General features: G+C 39.4%; 16 protein-coding genes. 6 read left to right on the plus strand and 10 right to left on the minus strand.

What is annotated here, in order from left to right; genetic code table 11:
• Positions 1 to 2: 2 nt before the first annotated feature.
• The 4 genes from AC2JBO_RS00215 to AC2JBO_RS00230 all read right to left on the minus strand — a co-directional run bounded on the left by AC2JBO_RS00215 (position 3) and on the right by AC2JBO_RS00230 (position 7,287).
• The gene (locus AC2JBO_RS00215) at positions 3 to 2,477 is read right to left on the minus strand and encodes an ATP-binding protein (protein ID WP_496951596.1); all 2,475 of its coding nucleotides are present in this window, start codon (positions 2,475 to 2,477) and stop codon (positions 3 to 5) included.
• Positions 2,464 to 3,567: a response regulator gene (locus AC2JBO_RS00220; RefSeq protein WP_496951597.1), complete on the minus strand. Its 1,104-nt coding sequence runs from the start codon at positions 3,565 to 3,567 to the stop codon at positions 2,464 to 2,466. The genes AC2JBO_RS00215 and AC2JBO_RS00220 overlap by 14 nt, the downstream gene beginning before the upstream one ends.
• Before the next feature lie 1,016 nt (positions 3,568 to 4,583).
• On the minus strand, positions 4,584 to 6,239 hold the full coding sequence (locus AC2JBO_RS00225) for a serine hydrolase (RefSeq protein ID WP_496951598.1): 1,656 nt from the start codon (positions 6,237 to 6,239) through the stop codon (positions 4,584 to 4,586).
• A gap of 289 nt (positions 6,240 to 6,528) precedes the next feature.
• The gene (locus tag AC2JBO_RS00230) at positions 6,529 to 7,287 is read right to left on the minus strand and encodes an RNA methyltransferase (RefSeq protein ID WP_496951599.1); all 759 of its coding nucleotides are present in this window, start codon (positions 7,285 to 7,287) and stop codon (positions 6,529 to 6,531) included.
• Positions 7,288 to 7,446: 159 nt separating this feature from the next.
• Here AC2JBO_RS00230 and AC2JBO_RS00235 point away from each other — a divergent pair, with 159 nt between their 5' ends.
• Together AC2JBO_RS00235 and AC2JBO_RS00240 are read left to right on the plus strand one after the other, a co-directional pair.
• Positions 7,447 to 9,375 (plus strand): DUF3858 domain-containing protein, encoded by a 1,929-nt coding sequence (locus tag AC2JBO_RS00235; protein ID WP_496951600.1) that lies wholly within the window; start codon positions 7,447 to 7,449, stop codon positions 9,373 to 9,375.
• 260 nt (positions 9,376 to 9,635) lie between these two features.
• A complete protein-coding gene (locus AC2JBO_RS00240) occupies positions 9,636 to 11,621 on the plus strand; it encodes a hypothetical protein (RefSeq protein ID WP_496951601.1) in 1,986 nt (661 codons plus the stop codon).
• A gap of 283 nt (positions 11,622 to 11,904) precedes the next feature.
• Here the strand turns inward: AC2JBO_RS00240 and AC2JBO_RS00245 are convergent, their stop codons facing one another.
• Entirely contained in the window at positions 11,905 to 12,294 is a 390-nt protein-coding gene (locus tag AC2JBO_RS00245) for a phosphotransferase family protein (protein WP_496951602.1), read from the minus strand.
• A gap of 538 nt (positions 12,295 to 12,832) precedes the next feature.
• Here AC2JBO_RS00245 and AC2JBO_RS00250 point away from each other — a divergent pair.
• The gene (locus tag AC2JBO_RS00250; protein WP_496951603.1) at positions 12,833 to 13,105 is read left to right on the plus strand and encodes a BrnT family toxin; all 273 of its coding nucleotides are present in this window, start codon (positions 12,833 to 12,835) and stop codon (positions 13,103 to 13,105) included.
• Positions 13,077 to 13,475 (plus strand): helix-turn-helix domain-containing protein, encoded by a 399-nt coding sequence (locus AC2JBO_RS00255; RefSeq protein WP_496951604.1) that lies wholly within the window; start codon positions 13,077 to 13,079, stop codon positions 13,473 to 13,475. Before AC2JBO_RS00250 ends, AC2JBO_RS00255 begins: the two co-directional genes overlap by 29 nt.
• Positions 13,476 to 13,599: 124 nt before the next feature.
• On the opposite strand, the gene AC2JBO_RS00260 is transcribed toward AC2JBO_RS00255, so the two are convergent.
• Both AC2JBO_RS00260 and AC2JBO_RS00265 read right to left on the minus strand, forming a co-directional pair.
• Positions 13,600 to 15,876, minus strand: coding sequence for an FdhF/YdeP family oxidoreductase (locus AC2JBO_RS00260; RefSeq protein WP_496951605.1), 2,277 nt, complete (start codon positions 15,874 to 15,876; stop codon positions 13,600 to 13,602).
• 48 nt (positions 15,877 to 15,924) lie between these two features.
• Positions 15,925 to 16,170: a hypothetical protein gene (locus AC2JBO_RS00265; protein WP_496951606.1), complete on the minus strand. Its 246-nt coding sequence runs from the start codon at positions 16,168 to 16,170 to the stop codon at positions 15,925 to 15,927.
• A 198-nt stretch (positions 16,171 to 16,368) separates the two neighbouring features.
• Here AC2JBO_RS00265 and AC2JBO_RS00270 point away from each other — a divergent pair, with 198 nt between their 5' ends.
• Both AC2JBO_RS00270 and AC2JBO_RS00275 read left to right on the plus strand, forming a co-directional pair.
• Positions 16,369 to 16,584, plus strand: coding sequence for a hypothetical protein (locus AC2JBO_RS00270; RefSeq protein ID WP_496951607.1), 216 nt, complete (start codon positions 16,369 to 16,371; stop codon positions 16,582 to 16,584).
• 115 nt (positions 16,585 to 16,699) lie between these two features.
• On the plus strand, positions 16,700 to 17,725 hold the full coding sequence (locus AC2JBO_RS00275; protein WP_496951608.1) for a tRNA-dihydrouridine synthase family protein: 1,026 nt from the start codon (positions 16,700 to 16,702) through the stop codon (positions 17,723 to 17,725).
• 399 nt (positions 17,726 to 18,124) lie between these two features.
• On the opposite strand, the gene AC2JBO_RS00280 is transcribed toward AC2JBO_RS00275, so the two are convergent.
• The 3 genes from AC2JBO_RS00280 to AC2JBO_RS00290 all read right to left on the minus strand — a co-directional run bounded on the left by AC2JBO_RS00280 (position 18,125) and on the right by AC2JBO_RS00290 (position 24,146).
• On the minus strand, positions 18,125 to 20,719 hold the full coding sequence (locus AC2JBO_RS00280; RefSeq protein ID WP_496951609.1) for a S8 family peptidase: 2,595 nt from the start codon (positions 20,717 to 20,719) through the stop codon (positions 18,125 to 18,127).
• A 28-nt stretch (positions 20,720 to 20,747) separates the two neighbouring features.
• Positions 20,748 to 21,749, minus strand: coding sequence for an ATP-binding protein (locus AC2JBO_RS00285; protein WP_496951610.1), 1,002 nt, complete (start codon positions 21,747 to 21,749; stop codon positions 20,748 to 20,750).
• Positions 21,750 to 22,094: 345 nt separating this feature from the next.
• Positions 22,095 to 24,146, minus strand: a complete 2,052-nt coding sequence (locus AC2JBO_RS00290) for an HsdM family class I SAM-dependent methyltransferase (protein WP_496951611.1) — start codon at positions 24,144 to 24,146, stop codon at positions 22,095 to 22,097.
• Positions 24,147 to 24,259: the final 113 nt, after the last annotated feature.

Genomic DNA, 24,259 nt, shown 5'->3' on the forward strand with positions numbered 1-24,259 from the left:
AATTATGTTCCTCCCAATAAAGGTAAAATCAAGTAAAATGTACTACCTTTGTCTAATACACTTTCTGCCCAAATGCTGCCTCCATGTTGCTGTACAATACTTCGACATATCGCAAGTCCTAAACCTGTTCCACCTTGGTTACGAGAATTTGAAGCATCGACCTGTTGAAAGCGGTCAAAGACAGTTTCTAATTTATCGGACGGAATTCCCCAACCTTCATCTTTTACTTTAAAAAGTACATGAGGAGTCATTTGTATTTCTGCGCTTAACCAAACAGTGCTACCAAGAGGTGAAAATTTAATTGCGTTGCTAATTAAATTTGTAAGCGTTTGAACTATTCTATCTGGGTCTGCCCAAAGTTGAGCATCAAGTGGCGCCACACAAAGAGTAATTTCGGCTTTTTCTGCCATCGCGCGCATTTCATCAACAGCTTGAGTCATTAGGTCAGCAGCATTACAAATTTGAAAATGCATTGTAACTTTGCCGGAGTTGATGCGCTCGATATCAAGGATATCATTGATAAGACGCACCAAACGGTTTGTATTTTCAAAGGCAATTTCTAACATTCGCTGTTTTTTAACTGGTTGGCTATCGAGCGAATTATGTGATAGTAAACCTAAAGCGCTGCATATCGAAGTTAAAGGAGTTCGCAGTTCGTGACTAACTACAGAAACAAACTCATCTTTCATGTGCTCGATTATTTGCCGTTCGGTTATATCTTTGAAAATAACTACGGCGCCGATAATTTGACCTTGTTCTTCGATTGGTGTTGAAATATACTCAACAGGAAGTTTTGTCCCATCTCGACGATAGTATATATCATCACTGATGTTTTGGACTTTGCCATATTCTAAAGTCGTGCGTATTGGGTTCTCTGACCATTTATAGGCAGTACCATCAGACTTCGAGTGTTTTAAAACGAAATGTGGAAAATTTTTACTTAAACTAATTAATTCTTCGACTTGATAACCCAACATCCTGGCACCAGCAGAATTGATAAAAGTGAGTTTTGCGTTGGCATCTAAACCATAAATTCCCTCACCTGCTGAGTTTAAAATTAACTCGTTATACCGACTTAAACGCTCTAAAGAAGCTTGTGCTTGTTGACGTTCTTTGATTTCGTGTTTTAATTCGGTGTTAGCTTGCTGTAACTCAGCAGTACGCTCAAATACTCGTGTTTCTAACTCCGCATTTAAAGCAGAAATTTTAGTTTCAAATAACTTTCTTTGTTCAATATCTTTGTGTAAATGAAAATTAACTGTATGTACTTTTTGATATAATTGATATTGTTGTATAGCCATTGCAAAGTGACTACCCAAGGAGTTTGCTAAATCAATTTCCGGCGCCGTCCAAGCGTTAACTTGAGCAATATTTAACTCTTGCCATACTTCAAACGATTTTACCGGACGTAAATGTCGCTCGTCCAGAGGGTCTCGGCGCCGTGCCCATAAAGTTTGTGTATCAATAGAGCGACGGAAAAAACTTAAATAACCCACAATTGAAGTATGGTACTCCAAACGAACAACTAATAAGCTACGAACTTCAGCTTTATTAAAATCATTCGCTAAATATTCTGGCAACGCTGATACAAACAAATCATTAATTACCCAAACATGACTCTGTTCGGGTAATGTTGATTGAGTAGCTAACCAATCGCAATAATCTTCATTTAATATACAACCAGACCCACAACTATATGTTTGTGCTTCTTCGTTTGGTTTTTGCGGCGCAATATAAACTCTACCACCACTAGCTTGTAAACCTGACACAGCTAACTCTAAAGCTTGTTGCAACTGCATTTCAGTCATTGAATGTAACAGTTTAGCAACACGATTAATTGTAGCTTCTTGTTGTGCTAAAATTCGAGTTTGTTGAAGTAAGGTTGACTGTCCCACCGCAATCGATAGTTGGTCTGCTACAAGTTGCAATACCTGTAATTCTCTTTCGGTAACATCGCGTGGCACACTGTGATGAGAAACTAATAACCCCCACAACTGCTGACGGTGTAAAATTGGCACAACTACCGAAGAATGTACACCCATTGACATCAAATATTCCACATGACAGGGGTCTACGTGCCGAAACCAAATATCATTATTATCACTCTCAGGGTATACAAATCGACTTAACCCAATAGTTTGTGCAGCTACATCAACAATTGTACGCTGACGAACTTTTTCAAACATTTCGCGCGCTTCTAGTGGAATATCTTCTGCTGGGAAATGTTGTCCTAATAGTGATGGTAAACGGTCATTAACAGACTCAGCGACAACTTCACCGCTACCCGAAGCATCAAATTTGTATACCTTAACCCGGTCAGTCTGTAGAAAAACTCGTACTTCGTTAACGGTTACAGACAAAATGTCTGATAATTCTGCATATTGGCGAACACGGTTCATTAACTTATGTAGCAATACTTCGAGTGAGTCTACAGGGTTTATTGACTCTGAAGTCAGTGGGTGTTTATGGTTTAACACTATCTTCCTCCTCTACAAAATTCAAAACTGCTTTGTCAAATTCTTCAAAGACTGGTTTATTGAGTTCTTGTTGGAGAAGTTCTACTAAGTGGCAAAGGTTAATTACTGTGCTTTGGTCTTGTTGCATTCCTAACTGAAACATCTGCTCTATTTGTTTCGCGAGACGTGAACCTTCTTCAAGACCAAATACACCTAATATTCCTGCTAACTTATGCGCTGTTCGTTGTGCTTGCTGTTTTTGTTCTTCTGCCAATTCATCTAAAGTTAATGCTGTGGCTGTTTGTTGTAAAACGGCTAAACGTTCGTTTGTTTTCGATTTCAAACTTTGCCATAATTCGGTTAATGCGGTCTTCATTTGTTGTTTTTGACTCTTTTTTTTCTGCTGCACCTTCAAAGATTGTTTTTTGTCATCGAAACCAGTTTCTTTTAAACGATAACCAATGCCATATACTGTTTCTATACAATCATTTGTGGCGCCTGCAAGGCCTAGTTTTTGTCGCAAACCTTTAATATGCGCTGTTACTGTATCTTCTTTTGGCGCCTCTTCGATAGACCAAAGGTGGTCAATAATATCACTTCGGCTAAAAACTTGATACTTATTACGTAGAAACAGTTCTAGTAAACGGTACTCTTTGGGGGTTAAGGTAAGTAAATTACCATTATAGGTAACTTCATAGCTATCTGGATATAAACACAAGTTTTCCCAACGTAGTACCGTTTGAATGGGTGAATTTCGGCGCCGTAGCAAAACACGAATACGTGCTAGTAGTTCAGAAAATTCAAATGGTTTAACCACATAATCATCAGCTCCTGCTTCAAGTCCCTCTACTTTATCTGTATTTGAGTTTTTTGCCGTCAGTAGTAAAATAGGTGTTTGGTAGTTTTTAGAGCGCAACCTCTGACAAATTTTGATTCCATCCAGCTTGGGTAGCATGACATCAAGTAGTATCAAATCATACTTGCAAGTTTCGATTAACTCCCAACCTAGTAAACCATCGCTAGCCACATCAACTGTGTAGTGTTGGTTGCCAAGGACACTCAACAGTGTTTTAGCTATACACTCGTCATCTTCTACTATTAAAATCCGCATTGAATTAAACCTCTGTATTACTTCAACGCTCTTGCTTTGACAGAATTTATTTGTGATATTGTACAGATACTATGGTTGACGCACGTTTTTGTCAAAAAATGACCTCACACAGATTTTGTTAAAAGATTATTATCGTCAAGTTTAGGAATCAATAGTCACTGAAGTTTACTATATGTAATTTTTATTATTGTTTCGTAATTAAGTTTCTAGTGTTTACTATTGCCAATATAACTTTTTCTTTACGATTTGTTTTGTCTATTATGGGACGTGAGTGGGAATTAAATATGATGGGTTACTTTGCAAAGGATACAACGGATGTAACGGATGAGTTATTGCTATCAAACAAAGTTTAGTAACAATTAACACGAACCACTATTAGTTCATCTCATAAGTTTTGAAGATTTCTTTCTTCTTAATTCTTTCTTTGCGACCTTTGCGTACTTTGCGGTTCGTTTTTTCAACACTCCAAAACTATTGACACAGACTACTAGTAATTTAAAACCACCTATCCGTTACATCTGTTCATCATCCGTTGCCAATTTCATCAATATAAACTTCAAAACATGAATATTTAGCTACGTTTGCTCCTTCAGTTAACTAAAAAACTAAATTTGACGGTAACGCAAGAGTGGGGGTTTCAGAACCCGCCAAACATAGTACTATAGTTCACGTTGAAAGTCGGAGCGTTGCACCAAGCAAATAAGCAAGTATAAAAACTAACTAAGTATTTCAGATTACCCATAGGATAATTAAGTATAATTCGCAAAAATTTAGATTATTTAAATTTTTAAACTATGTGATTATTTGATATTCTTAAATTGGAATACATCAAACTCTACTGCCTGACTCGGCTAGAGCAGGCGGTTTCTCTAACTTATGACTAATTCTAAAGTCAGGTGTAACTGTTTAGTTTTTTCTTAACATTTTATTTATAAAGTTACAAATACTACATAAGATTCATAAAAATTACATAAATAGTTAATTGATATGTAACGGTGATTGACCAGTTAATAAAATTATCGCTGATAAGGATAATAATACTGTTGGTTCACTCCAGGCGCCTGATAAGAAGTTGAAGGAACACTACTCCCCATATTAGGCATAGGTGGTGTTACATATGTCGAGTTAGGCATTGGGTTCATCAGTGGTGGTTGATAACCAGTTGAAGGAATTGGATTATAATTTGTGTTTGGATATGTGTTTGGAAGTGTGTTTGGAAGCGGTTGAGTAATCACAGGAGCTTGAATTGGATTAACGGGAACTGTGTTTCCAAATGACGGATTTACAGGAGGATTTACAGGAGGATTTACACTATTAACAGGCGCCGAACCAACTTGGGCAAACTGCTGATATGTAGCGCGCGAAATATTAGTGATCAACTTTTCAGCGCTAGCATCATTGCGGGGACGTTGTACCATCACAGCAGCAATATACCGCTTTCCAGAGGGCAACTCTACTAAACCAGCATCTGCTAAAAGGGCGCCGATTTCACCAGTTTTATGAGCAATCGTTGCTCCTTGTCCTAAACCAGAAGGCAGTAAAGTATCTTTGACGGTACGCCGCATAATATCAAGAATACGTGTACGCGATTGAGGACTAACTATATTACCTTTTGTAATCATCGCGATTAAACTTCCCAATTCTTTCGGCGAAGTTGTATTTGTTCCTTGAATGTCTGGTAATATATTACGAAGCGAAGTTGTGCTAAGTCCCCAATCACGGAAGCGCTGATTCAATTTTTCTGCTCCTCCCATACGCTCAATCAGCATGTTAGTTGCTGTATTGTCGCTAATAGTAATCATCTTCTCAGCAACTTCAAGTATGGCGTATTTGGTGCCTACTGGTCTATTTTGCATGTCTCCGGAACCACCAACAATAGTAGACTTACTCGTTGTTAGAGTTTCCTCAATGCTAATTTTACCTGCATCAACATCTTGAAAAAAGGCAATGAGAATCGGAATTTTGATTGTACTAGCACTGGCGAACATGGCGCCGCCATTAAAATCAACATAACTTCCGTTATCTAGGTCAACGAGGAACACACCTGGAGTTAAATTTGGGTTAAGAGCAGCGATATTTTGGATTGAAGATTTTAAATTAGATATTTCTTGTGATAACTGTAAGGTATCAGAAGTAGTAGGTGTTTGAGTTTGTTGTGCGGTTGGTTGTGTTGTCGGTGTTGGTGTTGAAGTACTGTTTAACCGTGTTGCCGGGTCTAAAACTGAGAGTACAGTACCGACAATGGCGCCAATACCAACTCCAACAATTAGTAGCCTGAGTCCATATAAGATATTTCGTGCCATCGGTTTTAAGCGCGTCCGACGGGCAACAACTGTCTTTCGAGGGATAGGTTGTTTGCGAACTCGTACAGATTTTACCTTGGCGGTTTTAGGATTATAGGGAGGTATTTGAGTGTTAATACCAGATACTTTGACTGGTTTAACAGTGCTTTTAACTATACTTTTACGTGATACAGATACTGCTGTAGTGGGTACGGTCGATTTAGCAGTCGGCTTAACAGGTTTAACAGCAGGCTTAACTTTCGCACGTCCTGGTTGAGGTTTTTTCGCGACTTTGGGTTGATTCTGTCCCGGTTGAACTGGACGCGACACACGACGACCAACGTTTTGGCGCCGTGACGAAGGTGTTAATCTAAAACTCGAATCTGACACCGTTACTCCTTATAACCACGCTCACTATTTAAATTACCGACCCCAAACCAAAAAACATGTAAAGAAGTTTACACTTTTACCCACCTACTCAGCACTCAGCACTCAGCACTCAGCACTCAGCACTCAATACTCAGCACTCAGCACTCAGTACTCAGCACTCAGCACTCAATACTCAGCACTCAGTACTCAGCACTCAGTACTCAGCACTCAGCACTCAATACTCTGTCTGTTTAGTCTAAGCCATATTATTTAATTTGGGGTGAGAGGTGTTGCAAACCATAGGTATAATTTACGAATTATTACTATGACCTTTGTTGTCAAGTGCCCATTGTACCTGACGTAAAATTCCTCTCAACATAGCTAATTCACTATTTTGCAATTGCGCCCGATTGTACAGTTGCCGGAATTTCTCCATACGGCTATTAGCAGTATGAGGAAAAAGATAACCAATACGAAGCAGTAGTAATTCTAACTGTTGATAATACGATTCGACAAGCTCCAAAGGCGCCAGTTGATTTGAATAAGGTATATTTTCTGTTACATCTGTTAGGGGTAAAGATAATGAAGCTTGTTGTGATAGTTCGTAGCAGCAAACACCAACAGCCATCGCTAAATTTAGTGATGAATATTCTTCAGTCGAAGGAATAAAAATAAATCGCTGGGCATAATTTAGTTCTTGGTTACTTAACCCTCGGTCTTCACGACCAAAAATCAAAGCGCTAGGTTGTGCTGACTCTTCGAGTAACCAAGGTAAGCATGTGCGCGGTGTTTCTAGAGGTGGGTTCCAGTCATGCTCAACACCTGTCGTCGCTATCGCGCGCTTGCATCCAATTAAAGCTTCGGGTAAAGAGTTTACAATGATTGCTGATTCTAATATATCTGAAGCTCGAACCGCCATTAGTTTTGCCTCTCTTCCATTAGGGTCACACTGCGGGTTGACTAAAACGAGTTGAGTCAAACCAAAATTTTTCATCACACGCGCGGTTGAACCAACATTTAATGCTCCTGCAGGTTCTACTAATATAATTTTTATCCCAGTTATGGTCATGTTCGATTTTTTTATTTACCTTTTTAAAGGGGTTGGATAGATCGATTCATGTCAAGAAAGCTTTACTTATCGTTTTTTGCGTAAGTTATAATACCATGACTACTGAGTCGATTTAATTCTAATCAAAGAAATAGTGTTATTTAGTGTAAAAAAATTACCATGCAGACACTTAAAAATTTACTCGCATCTACTTTAACTCTATATTGTGTGATACCTAACATAGTACAAGTTCATGCTAGTGCATCTAAAGAAAAGCATACCATCAATAACGTAAATCAAAATCAACGGCAGTCTACAAATACTAGCCTCATGACATCGGTTGTAGACAACTACCGTCTCGACAACTATGAAAACAGCTACGAAGTCAACGCTGACTATACGTATACACAAACTATCTCCTCACAAACGACGTTATTAACTCGTTCAGGGATAGAGAGCAACCAAAGGGCTTCTTACAATTATTACCCAGATTCGCAGTCGCTTTCCTTACTAGAGGCATATGTAATTCAACCAGACGGTACAAAAATAAAAGTTTATAACGAAAATGTCTTAACCGACACATCTGGACAGTTACAAAATAAGACAGATTCTAACAAGAGCGTAACAATGTCAGTTGTATTTCCAAAATTAACAATAGGTAGTAAAATCTTTGTTAAATGGAAGATGACGCAGAAAAAACCTCCTGTAATTAGTTTTTATGACTATGACACACCATTATTTGACGCACCAACGCTAAACAACACGGTGCGAATTTCGCTACCAGTAAATTTAAAACTACGGTGGCAGCAGCGTGGAGGATATAATGTTACTGATGAAATTAAAGGTAGTCGTAGAATAATTACCGCTACCATCAAAAATCAACATCGGCGCCAGCGGGAACAAGATATGGTAAGTTCTGTTGATGTCAACCCGTTGTTTATATTTAGCAGCTTAGATAACTGGGAGAAAATTGGCGCCATCTATTCAAAACAAGCAAGCGGTAAAATCTTAGTCACACCTGATATTACTGCGTTGGCGAATAAAATTACAGGCAAAAAACAAGGCATCGAAGCTGCGCGCACTATTTATAATTGGGTAGCAGAAAATATTCAGTACGAAAAAATATATCTTAACGAAGCTGCTGGGTATATTCCAAATTCTTCTAGCGATGTGCTGCAAAATGGATATGGTGACTGCAAAGACCATGTAGTTTTAATGCAAGCTTTATTAAAAGCTAAAGGTATCGATGCTTACGCAGTACTAGTTGACTGGGGAGATGCTTATGAAAAATTACCATTACCGGCGCCACCACAGTTTAACCATGCAATGATATATCTGCCAGCATATCAAATATTTGCCAATCCAACCGCTCATGATGCTTCGTTCGGTGAACTAGATACTTCACTCAGTGGTAAATTTGTTGTGATTGCCAGTGACAAGGGTCAAATTGCATATACTCCAAAAAGTACAGCTGATCAAAATCGGTATATGGCAACTAATACAATTAAAATTTCTTCTGATGGTAGCATTGATGGTGAAGCTGAAATGAAATCCTATGGCAATATAAGTGGCAGTATGCGGAGTTATTTTAACGCCGATACACCAGAGCAAATTGCAAATCAAATGTTATCTTCGACACCCGAAGGTGGAACAGGGGTAATTGAAAAAAGTGATTTGAGTAATCTAGATCAACCTGTACAAATAAAAGCTAAATGGAATAGTCCTTTGGCTGTTAATGTTGGCAAGCAGATATATTTCACTACACCTAATGGTATTAGTTTTTACAATCCCCAATCTCTTCGCAATTACATTACACCAGGAAAACGATTATACCCGTTAGTAATAGGCGCCTCAAATGTGAGTTGGGAATATAAAATCATTCTTCCTACCAATTATAAAGTTAGCCATTTACCCGAAAATATAACATTCTCAAATTCTGCGGGTAAATACACAAGTAGGTATGAAATGGAAAATAGTTTTATTGTCGTCAAACGCAATTTAGTGATAAAACAAAGTATTTACAGTCCAGAGGAATATAATGCCTTCAAAGAATTAATTCAGAAACCAATCACAGATGTTCGTAACGTTATGGTTTTAGATCAGTCGTAATATTAACTCTCAACTCTCGTGGTTCTCTGTGTAAAAATTATATCTACGTAGAGACGCGATTAATCGCGTCTCTAAAATAAATAAATTAAATAAATTTTTATGTCTTTAACGTATAATCACTGTTGATTGTGGTATAAAAAGGCAAAACTATTTCAAAACATCTTAATATGGAACCCCAGAAGAACAACGCGAAAAATAGTTTATTTAGGGGATTATTAGCGAAAAAAGCCAAGATATCCTTGTTAATTTGCGTGTTTATCATGACTTTCGCTGGTATCTTAGTATCAAATAGTTTAATGGAAAATCAGCTAGTAGTAGCAACGTTCCCTAGGAATGAATTTAAACTTTTACAACCTGCCCCAACTCAACCATTAGGCTCTTATGACTATTTTGGTAAACTGGTTAATGATCTAGTGGACGATCAAAAGGTAGGAGCAGTTCAAATTACTCAGGAATTAATCGACAAAGGAGAAGATATATACTTCAATCGAAAGATAGGTGATAACTTTGGTCTGCAAGCGGTATTTGGTTTTTCCCAAGGTTTTGCCACCATCTTGCCAGAAATCACAACAGCAATTGCACAGTTAGGTGGTCAAGCTACAAAAAACTTACAAATTACCCTTCAGAAGGATATCGTCTTAGGTAGTCGAACTTTTCCTGCCGGAACTCGCTTAAATACGGGTCTAAAAGTAGAAAAGGGAGGAACTTTTCCTCTAGGATTTATAACTGATGAGAAAACTCGCACAATAGGCATTAGCTGTGCAGCTTGTCATGCGAGTATTTCCAATGAAGGTAAACGATTGGCAGGAGTTCCAAATGGTGAACTTGTCATTTCCTTGTTAACCGCGTTGTCGCCAAATACATCTGCCGGGTTTGCACGGTTGAACTTTAACCCCCTAGACCCACAATACCAAGGTAATGGTAAGACTATTATTGACAGCAAAGGTCAATCTGTAAAATTGCCTGACCCTGAAAAGTTTGAAAAAGCCTTTGATGATGCCGTTTTGGATGTACCTTTCGGTAATTTCGAGAGTTCAACGGATAGCATTAACAATACCACCCAAATTCCCAGTGGTTTCACGTTTAAGAATCATCCTTATTCATCTGATGGACAATTTGCTGTTGGGCCATTTGCTGGACTCAGTGTATTCAACAATGCAGTTCACTCCTCGGAAATTAATCTGTTAGTAGCTACTCAATTAAGTCAAGAAGCCCAGAAGATTGATCCAGAAGTATATATTGGTACATTTCTTCAGAATGCTGCCGATCCAAGATTACGTTTACCGGATGGAGTAAAACCTTCAGTATGGCTGCGACAGAAGCAGCAAGAATTAGGTATTCCCTTTGCTGAATTGGAAGATCAAGTTTCTGCTCCCGGCGCCAGTAATTACCCGAATTTGAGACCTAGTTTGGTTACATACAACGGGTTATTTTTTAGTCCCAATAGTGACAATCCAAATGACATAGCCAGTGGCAAATTCTTTTTTGCGAATAATGCCATGTCTGCTTTCCAAAATAGCTTAGTACCACCACCAAACCGTACACAAGAAAACTTCAAAGCCTTAAAAAGTGGTTCAGTGCAGCGAGGAGCAAAAGTATTTGAGAAAGCCAATTGTGCAACTTGCCATATCCCTCCCTTCTTTACCGACAACACAATTCATCCCATTGAAGAAATTGGTACTAATTCAGCCCGCGCGAAATCTCGTTTAGGACTGAGTAACTTGTTAGTAGAACCCAAGTTATACACTTTTGACACTACCGTTCCTGTGTCTGCTAACGCCCAAGTACTGGACGTGCCAACGGAGGATATCTCTGTTAGTTCTACAACATTACCTAAGGGTATATTACCGAATGGTGGTTATAAAACAACGACCCTTAGAGGCTTGTATTTCAGCGCGCCTTATTTACATGATGGTGGTGTAGCAGTGCGAGAAGGAAGCCTGAAGGTTTTTGGGAATGGCAGATTTCAGGTTGCTGACCCTAGTGGTTTAGGATTAAGTGGTACTCTAAGCCAAGGTTTGCCAGCTGATCCTGCTAGCAGTTTACGCGCGTTATTGGATCAGCAACTTCGTAGTCAAGTTGTGGCAGCTAACAAATTGAACCCAGCTTTGAGTCCAGAGCGCGCTAACCTGGATGGTACAGGTCATGAGTTCTATGTAGACAATCAAACTGGGTTTAGCACGCAACAGCAAACAGACCTGATTAATTTCTTACTAGCACTTGATGACAACCCTGGCAAGTTTTAAGACTTAGACTGATTAATTTAATTTGCATACACAAATACAGGAACTCTTTTATATGCTGGAGTTCCTGCTCTTTCTTCAACCCGCGCGTTAAAAATGACATTAACTTCAGGGTAAAACATCAGCTGTGCGCGCTATTTATAATTGGGTAGCACAAAATATTTACAGTCTAGAAGAATATAATACCTTCAAAGAATTAAATCTTAACTGATATCATATCTAATTTCGTAACCGCAATAAAATCCTTGTAGAGACGTCACATGTAACGTCTCTACATTATGGGTGATCAACATTCTCTAGCTAAACCAATATGTGCTAAAGATAGTGAAGTATTTTTGTACTTTAATCCAGCTACTGCCCATTGAAGTTTAAGGGTTCCTGCCCAAAAGCGCGCGCGGTCGATTACATTTCTTAACATTGGGTAATTACTTTCCATTCGCCTTACAATGCTCTCACCATAATTTCCTAGTTGTACGGCAATATCACAAGCGGAGTCTCCTAAACCTGCTGTACCAAAGTCGATAAGACCGCTAATAGTTCCGGCTTCTTTGTCAAAAAGTATATGATATACAGCTTTATCACCATCGATGAGTACAGGTGTATAATTGAAATCAAGCTTTCCTGTAACTACAGGTGCAAATAATTCGTGTACCCAAGTTTTTTGATGGCGCCACAAAATGCAAGGGCTGAAAACCCTATGAACATTGCTTCGTTTTTTACTGCTCCTATAAATTGATTAATTATTTTACTACTCCTTTTGACATTGCCTAGTAGTTTGTGTCAATAGTTTTGGGGCGTTGTAGCATAGGCGTCCCGCCTGTGCGTGAGGTCAGGCGAGACGCCGTGAGCCGACCAGAACTTATGACATGAACCACTAGTGGTCTGTGTCATTAATTCTGGGGTGTAGGCGCCTGACTTGAACTCTCTTAACTCTTGTCTCTGTAACTCTGTGTCTCTGTGGTAAAAAATATATCACACCAAAATTAATGACATGAACTACTAGTGGTTTGTGTCAATAGTTTTGGGGCGTTGTAGGTTAGGCGTCCCGCCTGTGCGTGCGGTCAGGCGAGACGCCTAACCTACAAAATTTAATGACACAAACCACTAGTTTTATTCTTTCACGATTGGGGTATTGTGACAAATCATAGATATCCAAGACCTTATTTTGACAAAACTACTGCTTTGCAGTACCCTTGGTTTAAGGAGGGAGGCAAATGCAATTTGAATGGGACGAAGCAAAAGCAGAGGCCAACCTCATCAAACACCGAATCAGCTTTGTCGCGGCAACGGCGGTTTTTGATGACCCGAACCGCATTGATGAAGACAGCACAAAGCCAGAGTATGGCGAGGTACGGACGAAAACAATAGGGCTGATTGAAGGCGAATTAATCATTGTGGTTATCCACACGGACAGAGAGCAGAGACGGCGAATTATTTCAGCAAGGAGGGCAACAAAAAATGAGCGAGAAAGATACTATCACCGTTGAGCGCCTGGACGATGGTCGTGTTGTTCAGGTTATGCCTGATGGCTCAAAACGCCAATTGAGTGATAAAACCGATTGGGAACAATTGCGTGCAATGACCGAGGAAGAAATTGAAGCGTCTGCCGTGGCAGACCTTGACAATCCCCCTCTGACGGACGAAGAGCTTAAAAAATTCAGGCGTATTCCTGACCTTAAGGAAATTCGGCAGAAGCTTCATATGACACAGGAGCAGTTCGCAATGAAGTTTCATGTTCCTTTAGGCACATTACGGGATTGGGAACAAGGGGCTAAATATCCTGATACGGCAACGCGGTCGTATCTCCGTGTTATTGAGAAAGTTCCACATATTGTTATGCAGGCTCTGGAAGGTTGAGAATTCTTAACCTAAAAAAGGCGCCAGTTGCAAACTGGCGGAATCGCTCGAAAAATTCGTGCGCGATTTCTCTATAATATATATGTAGATATCCAAAATCCTGATTTTCAATTCAAACCTCGATTTAATTTGCATACACAAATACAGGAACTCTTTTATATGCTGGAGTTCCTGCTCTTTTTTCAACCCGCGCGTTAAAAATCACGTTAACTTCTGGGTAAAACATCAGCGCAGCTCCCGGACGTACTGCTCCATGAATAATTTCCACATTTTCTAATTTACCTGCGTTTCCCTCAACAGTTACTTTCTGATGTTCTTTTAATCCAGCCTTTTCTAAATCGCTTCGATTCATTAAGATACAGTTACGATGTGGCATTCCTCGATACTTGTCTTCTATTTGATAAACTACTGTATTATGTTGAGCATAGCTACGCGCTGTTATTAACGCTACTACAATTCCTTGGGTTTGTTCTGAGGCACCAAAATCTTTTCGGTCAGGAAGTGTTAATTGTGGTATTGGTGTGACAAACATAGACGCTTTACCGTTTTCAGTTGGAAAGTGAGGTGTAGTAATTATGCGTCCACCAATAGTAAACTCTTCTTTGGTTTCGTCAATCGTTGCCATTTTCTCAAATCCGGGAACGGTTTGCGCGATGAGTTTACGAATGAATTTTGTATCTCGTAGCTGGCGCCAGTCAACTGGATATTCACCGTGAATTCTATGAGCTAACTCTGTCAAAAATTCTATTTCGGGAATTAAATCAGCGTCTTTAAGATGAGTTTCGCCTTCATCATTCAAACGTACAAAGTTATTGCCTGATTCAACAGTTGTTTTATAAGGATTCTCAAACCTGTTTAGTACGGGAATAACAATTGTATTTTGTTTCGCTAACCCGTGAAAATGTCCTAGGTTAGGTTTTGTAGCCAGGTATATTATAGTCTCAATATTACCTAACGCGCGTTTTGCCTGAGTTGAATCTGGATTGGCGCCATACAAATTTCCACCCAAACAGATGAGTGTATCTACCTTGTGGTCATCAGCAGCTTCAATTAGCGAACGAGTATCATACCCTTTAACGCCACTTAGCGAACGTCCTAAAAGTTTTTCTAAAGCATCTTGAAGACCTTTTTTGATTTTGTGGGTTGTTACACCCATTGAGCCGAAACCTTGGACGTTTGAGTGTCCACGCACGGGCATCACACCCGCTCCTTCTCTTCCAATATTTCCAGTAATTAATGCAGTGTTGCCGATACTATAAACGTTATCTACACCATTTTCATGTTGGGTGATACCCATTGCCCAACCAAACACAACACCTTTGGCATTACTAATTATAGCTGCGGCTGCCTCAATTTCTGCTCGTGAGACTCCACATGTTTCTGTAATAGTTTCCCAAGAAATAGAGCCAGCATTCTCAACTACTGCCTCCCATCCCTCTGTGTAAGCTTGAAGAAACTCTGTTTTGATATTTCCTTGTTCAATGAGTGCTTTTTGAATTCCAGTGAATAATACAGAATCACTACCAGGAATTAGTTGGAGATACAGCGAAGCAATATCAGAACCAGGTATTAGAGATTTAATAGGGAAAGCAGGAGAACCAAATTTCACCAACCCTATTTCCATGATAGGATTGATTACAATAATCTTTCCACCACGCTCTCGCAATTTGATTAACTCGTTCATAAAGCGTGGATGGTTGTAAGCAGAATTTGCCCCAGCTAACACAACACAGTCAGCTTCCTTTAAACTTTCCAAACTTACGATAGATGTTTTTGTGCCAAACATCTGCTGAAGAGCATAAGTCGAAGGAGCGTGACACAAATCTGAACAATCAGCTAAATTATTAGAACCAAGCGACCGCATCATTAATTGCAGTAAAAAAGCCGCTTCGTTAGAAGACCGACCCGAACTATAAGAAGCTACTCTTTCTGGCGTTTTACGAAAACCAGCTTCAGCTATTTGATAAATTTCCGACCAAGAAATGCGCTCATAGTGCGATTTACCCGCGCGTAAAATCATAGGAAAACTCAACCTTCCCAGTCTATCAGCTTCCATTGAAGTGAGTTTTTGTAGCTCCGTAATGCTGCTAGTTTCAAAAAATTGTGGCTTTATACCGGGTTTAATTTCCGACGAAATAGCCTCAACACTTTTCATACAGCGCTGAAGCTTTTCTCCATCTTCGTTGGTAAAACCACCTTTTTGTCCTCCCGTTCCCCAAGAGCAAGAAAGACAAGCACTATGATGAAGTAAAGTTTTCCAAAGTTTTGGTCCTTCAGGTGAAATTGTATGCTCTGCCCAGTATTCAATAACAGGTAAACCACCCCCGATATCTGGCACCTCTTCATTCTTATCACTAAACGGAGGAAACTGCTGGACGTTTTGGTTCTTATCCTGACTCATGGGGCTTACCTGCATCTTATAACGTTATGTTCTTAATTATAAAGTTGCTCAAAGGGCGCCGATACCCGATGCCCGATACACGATACACGATGCCCGATGCCCATATACCCTAAAGGGTTGGCTATACGAACGAAGCCCCGAAGTTTGGCGCTCCGGGGATGTGTTTCTTAGGAGATATGGCGAAATCAAAATTAGTGAGGAAGTTCCAGGTGAACCAACTCTGATCGACATATATTTTTCACCAACGGTTAAGGCAGCACAGATACCTAAATCTGTCGGTTTACTGCGTCGCATTGCAGCAACACCGTGTCTACTAGAACCCTACCGAAACCAACCAACTATTGAAGGCGATATCGAAAGCTGCACAAATAAGTTATATCATGTCCGGGAACGTAACCATAATAAAATCCTTGTAGAGACGCGAAATTTACCTGCGGTACACTCCGTGAACGCGTCTCTACATTGTCGGGAATTATGGGTAATTAGCCGGACATGATATTATTTGCTGTACGAGCAGAACATATACGTGAATTAAAGCGTAATGATAAAGCTTACTCAGATGAAGAATCTTCAAAGCTATGGATAATTGCACCTTCATTATCAGAAACAATACTCAAACACTATGGCGCCAAACCTCGTAGAAACTGGGTTAAAGGCATATACTTTTCCTCAAAAGGCTATCATCTACAAATCCGGTTTGATTTTTGAAAATTTACGCATCATAAATATTTGTTACCTAACTGGGCATAATATTACAGGCGCCAGCAAACTGTTTTCTGTTGATTTTTTTTGATAAAGTAGTGCTTTGTCGATGTTGATTTGTATGTCCCAGGTACTGCTCCCCCAAACACTCCAGAACAACCTACCCCTCACCGCTCTTGCCCCCATGCAGGATGTAACAAACCTCTGGTTTATGAAGGTCATTGCCCAATACGGCAGTCCTGACTACTTTTTCACAGAATATTTCCGTGTTAATGATACCTCACGCCTGAATCGTACCATTTTGGCATCAATTACCGAAAACGATACGGGTCGCCCCGTTTTTGCTCAAATGATTGGCGAAAGCATTCCAGATTTAGTAAGAACAGCAAAGGAACTATGCACCTATAATATAGCTGGAGTTGATTTAAATATGGGATGTCCGGCGCCTAGAATATATCGCAAAAATGTTGGAGGTGGATTACTGCGCGAACCAGAAAAAGTAGATAAGATTTTGGGAGAACTGCGGCAAGCTGTCACCGATAAACCTTTGACAGTCAAAATGCGTGTAGGTTTTGAAAATACAGATACCTTTTATGAAATATTAGATATAATCAATCGCCACAACATTGATTTGCTTTCTTTGCACGGTCGCACAGTAAAAGACATGTACCACGGGGCAGTAAAATATGATTTGATTGCCGCTGCGGTTAAACGGGTTGATTGTCCAGTGCTTGCTAATGGTAATATTCACTCTGCCACAACTGCCCTCGAAGTACTCTCTGAAACGCGCGCTTATGGTGTAATGGTAGGACGCTGGGCAATAGGAAATCCTTGGATTTTTAATCAAATTCGGCAAGCTTTACGGTCAGAGCCAATAACACCCGTTCCTTTAGTAGAGGTACGCAACTATATCGAACGTTTATGGCAAACCCCTAATAAAGATAACTTTCCAGTACAATCGCGTCTAGGCTACCTCAAAATGTTCCTCAATTATATAGCCCTATTGGTTGACGCTGAAGGGAATTTCTTGCGGTTGATGCGACAAGCAAAAACCGAGCTAGAACTATTTAACCTCTGTGATAGAGTTCTCCTTACCGATAGTACCAAAACTTTAGCTCTGGCGCCGTATTTAGGACTGTTTACTTAATAAAATCACAATTTCCGTTACATCCATTCATCAAATAAATTTTCTATACTGAGTTAATTTGAGTGCTGGCTTATCCAAAGTTTAAGCTTGCGCCAACTGAGCAATAAGATGTACTATAGGATTAAGAAATCTTTGCTTTACGATACCTATACTCAAAATATTATACAAAAACTTTCCGTATAATCGCTCTTCACCGAATGATTATATAGAATTTTTCAGTCTATGCCTTTAGCGTTATATAAAATTTTTCTATCTAACATCCTTGTTGAAGGTTGCTTGAACGCTCTCCAATTCCTTTATCCCTTTCCAAATAGTACATTTACTCCACCCATCTCCCGTTCTGCGCTTAGTTTCTCCACCATGTTCCAGTGTCAAGCAGAAAGCATTAATCAAACCAATCTATATTTCTACCCGTGTTGGAATTTCTAGTTTCACTTGAGCTTCGACAAAAGAGGTGTAAATAGGAATATTTGCTTGGGTACTTTCAAAGCTAATAGCCAAAGAATATGGAACTGTTGCATCAGGATCATTATTCCAACCTTCATGTCCTACCACTGCAATACAAAACGCTTCTGTCAGTTCAAATGACTTTACATAAGTCCAATCTTTTTGAATAGTTCCAGCGCTTCTAGACACATCCCTAACTATTCCATGATTATTTTGTTTACCAAGCATCCATTTAAAAATACCATCTCCCTTATCTGCGTCATCAGGTGCATCATACTCCTTCAAAATCCTTGCTAGAAAACGTTCTGGGTCTTCTCCCTTACCGCTACAATCCCAATCGAGCCAAGTTGAAAGGTACTTTCTGCGATTTCTCCGTGTTCGGCGTGGTTGTGCTTTGTAAGATAAAGTAACTTCTATTAAAATCTCAAGTTCCTCACCTGGAGAACGTAATTCTTCTGGCAATTTAACTTGGTAAACATGAGCTTGCCTAGCTTTAAGGCGCCGTTCTCCTCTTGTAATTAATGTAACGCGATTAGGAAAGTTACCTAAAGCACGGTTTACGTTGGGAATGCCATAACCTATTTGGCGCAGAACTTGCAGTTTGTTTACATTAGAAGACATAGCCCATTCTGGCCATTGGGCTGATTGTACTATTAATGCACGATATAAAAGACAACTTTCATCCCTTAACTCAGCAGCAAGACACGCAGCAATATGGCTAACCTTTGGTGTAGCAAAGGATGTTCCAACATTATCAGAAGCAATCGCTGGACCACCCTTCAAAGTTGAGCGTACTAATTCGGGGCAAACTTCTTTAGGGCAAGTAATGTCCGGTGGTGTACCTTGATTTTTGACAAAATCGCCACCATACTCAACAACTTCAGGCTTAATCGTAGACCAAATTCCTAAGCCTGAACATGAAAAAGCTGAGGGTTGATCTTTCTGCGATATGGAAGAATACGGTGATACTTTGTAAGAAATTGAGGAAACTGAGCCAACGGTTAATGCTTGAAAACTTTGTGCTGGGTTAGCGATTCTACAAGATTTTTCTAGAAGATAATCTGGATATTGCCGATTTGCTGCAAAATGATCTTTAATCGATAATCTGGTAGAGCCTATTTTCCCACTTAATGGTAAATTACCTGCTGCTACAATAAAAAGAATGTCTTGTTCCCATGTAAGATTATCAATAGTCGATGCCCAAGCACTCATGTATTGAGTTTGGCAAGGAACTGCACCAGTTACAGAATGGTTAAAAATTCTTGTTCCTGTTTGTTTGTGATAAACTTCTACAATTTCGCCAAGCAAATTGGGGGGGAATAGCTGTTGAGGAAGTTTGCAGTTAGCATCAAGAATTCTTGCGTTCTGAATCCAGCAAATAGCTTTTTCACTGCCAGTTCGAGGTATACTGTTAGGGTAAATTATGGCGCCAGCGACTCTAGTACCATGTCCCCCATTACTAACGTAATCAGCTGTTACATTGGTTTCTCCCGGTATCCAAGACCTTGAATTTGTTGAGTCAACAGCTGCTTTTAAAAGAGAATGCCGTTCTTGAATACCACTATCTATAACACATACTTTAGGAGCATTATAATCTGGCTCTTCTAGACTAAATGTCGGAATATTCTCATCAGATGAAGTTTTTTCTATAATTATTTCAGCAAACTCATCGGGTTCACTAACGTCAAATATATAGGGAAAGTTAAAAACTAAATCTTTTAAGCCTTTACCAGAAATTTGAATTCTACATGAAAAGCTGTCGGGTAGTTTAGCTCCATTCGGAATCTCTGCCTCTACAAAAGAACTTGTAATTCTTCCATTATATACTTCAACAAAAGTTGTTAATTCTTGCTGCCTCTCAAAAGCTAAATCGTCCCATTCATCATATGTGGCATCACGTTTATTTATCCATTTATTAACTCTGTTAGAGTATTTTTCATTATTTTCATCAGGCTTCTGCTCTGGAAAATCAGGAAACCGTGACTTAGTACCAATGCAGGAAATGCCTAAATCAATAGTATATATCTGTTCATCTATAATTTGCTCCCATTCATTTAGCAATTCTGGTGAGAGGATATACTCAGGTCGTCGGCTACCGTCAATAATATCCCAAATTTCTGAGATTTTGTTGCCACCTTTTTGTTCCTGAATAAATAGTTCTATCTTTTTTTGTAACTCGCTAAACTCTGGGTCATTAGCTGAAGCACCAATAATATACCCATTTTCTAATTCGGCAATCACTTCAATACTATACTTTCTTAAATCATCCGAATCAAAAGCTGTAGGGTCAATCTGTAATATAATTGGCTTCGATTTTTCGGAAAGCGAAGGTTTTTTTTCTCTCTCTCGTTGTTCTTGGGTGTACTGCCAATCAATGATTAAAGAGTCTAGAGAACTCTTCAACCGTTTTCCATGTCCCTGGCGATTACCTAGATTTGCAGCCGTTTGGGGATTTTGTTTTCTGCCTACCGATGTAAAAGGTTTAGCACTTCCTTCTGTTATCAACTTAAGTTGAATATGTGGTAATCGTTCGGGGCGTTTAACCATTTAGCTCTCCAAAAAAACCAAATTATCTTCAGGTAACTTTGATTTCTGCAATAGCTTCTTCTAAGTGTTCCTGAATTACAAGCTCCTCTCGCTCTAGGATTGCTCGTTTCGCAGCATCTTGTGCAACCCTAACAACTTGAGCAGCAGAGAAACCATCCATTAATTTAATAATATTAGACCAGTTTACGGCGCCGACTTCAAGAGCTGATAATGTTTCTTTTAGTATAAATTCTAGCTCTTTTTCTCCTGGTTTGGGAACCTCTATCAAGTCATCAAATCGTCTCCAAAGAGCTATATCAAGAGTTTTATTCAGATTAGTTGCGGCGACTAAAAGCCCAGATGAAGGTTCATACTCATCTAAAATTTGTAAAAATGTGTTAACGACCCGCTTAATTTCACCTACTTCTTGAAAATCCTCTCTTGATTTAGCAATTGAATCACACTCATCAAGAAACAATAGGCATGGTTTTTTCGATGCTTCTTCAAACACAAGCCTTAGATTACTGGCTGTCTCACCTAAAAAAGATGATACCATTGCATCAAATCTAACCTTGATGAGGGGTAAACCCGTATTCCAAGCTAAACGTTCAGCCCCCAATGTCTTGCCACAGCCAGGAGAACCGTATAATAGAATTTTTTGCCGATAATGTAATCCATAATGAGCTAACCTATCTCTAGCTGCATACTCACGTTCAATACGACGGAAACGTTTCTCAATATTTTGCGGCAATATCATATAATGCCGTAGTTTCTCTCTCGGTACGGCACTTACTAAGGGTATATTAAGCCTTTTGCTGGTAGGTAGCTCGTCTAAAGCTTTTAAGTTCTCTGGTGGAGATAATGTTTGCTTGCCATTTGAAGATGATTTTTCTTTTTGGCTCTTTTTGGTAATATTCTCTAATTGATCTGCCAAGAGTGTATGTCCTTTGCTACGCTCTTCCTCTATTACCAAGTTTGTGAGTTTATCAATCGCGTCTTGGTCTGAGCTAGCAATCGCTCTAAACAGTCTTTTGAGAAGCTCTGCCTTCATAACGCCTCTCATCCTAAATAATTTTATAGTATCATTGTATCATTAAATGACTTTTGCGAAAAAGAATATAGTGCAATCATACATCTAAAAGCAATTTTACGTAAAATTAAATTCACTATTCCAAATATAGCTTGAAAAAAAGCCTAAAGTAACAGGTGCCAGTAGTACGGCTCATGTCTTGCTCAAATGCCTCAATTAGCGAGCCAAAACGTTGCGAATTGTAATCTGTAATTGTAATTCTGTTAATGTTCTTTTGCTATTGTCCACAAATTGTGTCAGTTGGTGCGTGACGCTACAAGTATCGTCGCTACGTTGAAGTTTTTTCATGGCGTCACGCACCCTACTTCATAATGCTAACCCTTCCTCAAGCTCTTTCAATTGATTGTCAAGCGTTGCAATTTCCCCCAAAATCTCCTCTACACTCCTCAACTTTTCTGGCTTATAAAACACCTTATTAAAATTAATCTCCACTCCTACTACATTTTCCAAATACTCAAACGGCTTGGTAATATACTTTGCTATAAACGCCTCAATAGCAGTCTTATTTTCCACCTCATCCCGATGGAAAGGAATAATCTCATAATCTTTCTGATAATCCGGCGCCAACTCCACCGTAATTTCAATCCTTTCTGCTTGGCTTTTCGTCCCCTTCTTAAACGCTGCTTTCACCACTATTTTGCCGCACCCCAAAGCTTCCTGTTTATCCAATGTCTCTTTAACAAGCGTTTCCCTGTCAGCATCAAACCAATACAAACCCTTATCTGTCAACACCTTTAACGGTTGCTCCTTATAGTCCAACCCACTAATAAACGGCTTAATATCTTGCTCAAATGCCTCTAATAACGAACTAAAACGTTGCGAGTCGTAATTTATAAGGGTAAATTCTGTTAATGTTCTTTCTCCATTGTCGAGTTTCAACGGCGCCAGTTTCAAACTAGTTTTGCCCTCTTTTAAGCGACTTGCAAAAGTTTTACCCTGCTCATCTACATTCGTGAGCATAATTGCCTGCTTATTAAAATAGAAAAATTCTTTATCAAATACGCGCGCATAATCATTGTCCACAAACTTTGTTAAGGTTTCTACAATCTCCAAACGGCTAATTTCATCTACTTCTTTGCGCTTCGAGCCTTTATTTTTCTTCAGTGGTTTAAACTTCTCACTCGCATTAATCAACATTACCTTATCTTGACATTTTGGCGATTTATGCTTATTCAATACCCAAAGATATGTGTAAATGCCCGTGTTAAAAAACTCATCGGTCGGTAACTGAATTATGGCTTCTACAAAATCCATATCCAGCATCCATTTGCGAATATTACTCTCTGCCGAACCCGCATCTCCACTAAATAACGTCGAACCATTGTGAACCACAACACCCATCGCATTTGCATTCAGCTTCGATATCAGGTGTTGCATAAACAACAACTGACCATCAGAAATAGATGGCAGATACTTAAATCGTTGAGTTTTGTCGTTATCAATGTCCTTTTGATAACCCTTCCAACTCACCCCATAGGGGGGATTCGCGATTACTACATCAAATTCATCGTTATAAAACTTATCATCCGTAAGTGTATTTCCATGCTCTATTTTAGAATCCACACGAAACCGACTTTCAATTTTTGCCAATGCATACAGTGCATCATTCCAGTCTTGCCCAAAAGTTTGGGTTAGTCGCTTAGACCTTTCATTAATTCTATCTTCCACACCAAACAATAAGTTACCACCGCCACAGGTGCAGTCATAAATTTTTAATAGCTTATCCGACTCTTCAATCTTAGAAGCAATAATCTCCGCAATCAGCCCAATTACATCATCTGGTGTGTACTGTTCCCCTGCTGTCTCCGCCGAAATATCAGCCCAACGTCGCTTAATATGTTCTTCCAGCGTCGTAATTGCTGAGTTATCAAACGGTTTCAGATTAATACTGCTCCATTCTTTCGTATAACCCAACAGCGCTTTTTTTGCCTTGAGCTTTGTAATTACCCCTTTAATATCGAGAAACTTCTCCCCCTCCGTCGCATCGACCCCCAACAGGTCTCTTGTTTCTCCATCAAAACCCCGCAGGTATGCTTCAAAGTCCACGTCAAAGGATTTATCATTTTTACAGATATCCTTTAGGGTTTGGTTCCTCTCGAAAATATAAACGTTATACCCCTGTCCCTTATCCTTAATTAGCTCAATTAAATCGGATGGTGCAATATCTGCCAATGCCTGGGCGCCAATTTCCGCTTTTAACTCATCAAACATCCTCACCAAGCGACTTTCAATCATCACCAGTGCAAAAAACGGCATCATATAGGATGGCCACTCCGACTCCTTAATGCCACAACCCCGCAGTAAATCGGCAGTTGCCCAGATATTTGATTCGTATTGGAGGATGTTGTCAACGGTCATGCAGCAGTCTTTAGCTCAAAGGTAAAAATTCACTATTACTCATTTTGACAGGGGAAGCGCGAAAATACACAAGATATGTAACATCATTACACCTAACTTGTTAAATGTGTTTT

Source organism: Calothrix sp. CBUCES-K 9914 (assembly GCF_059640475.1).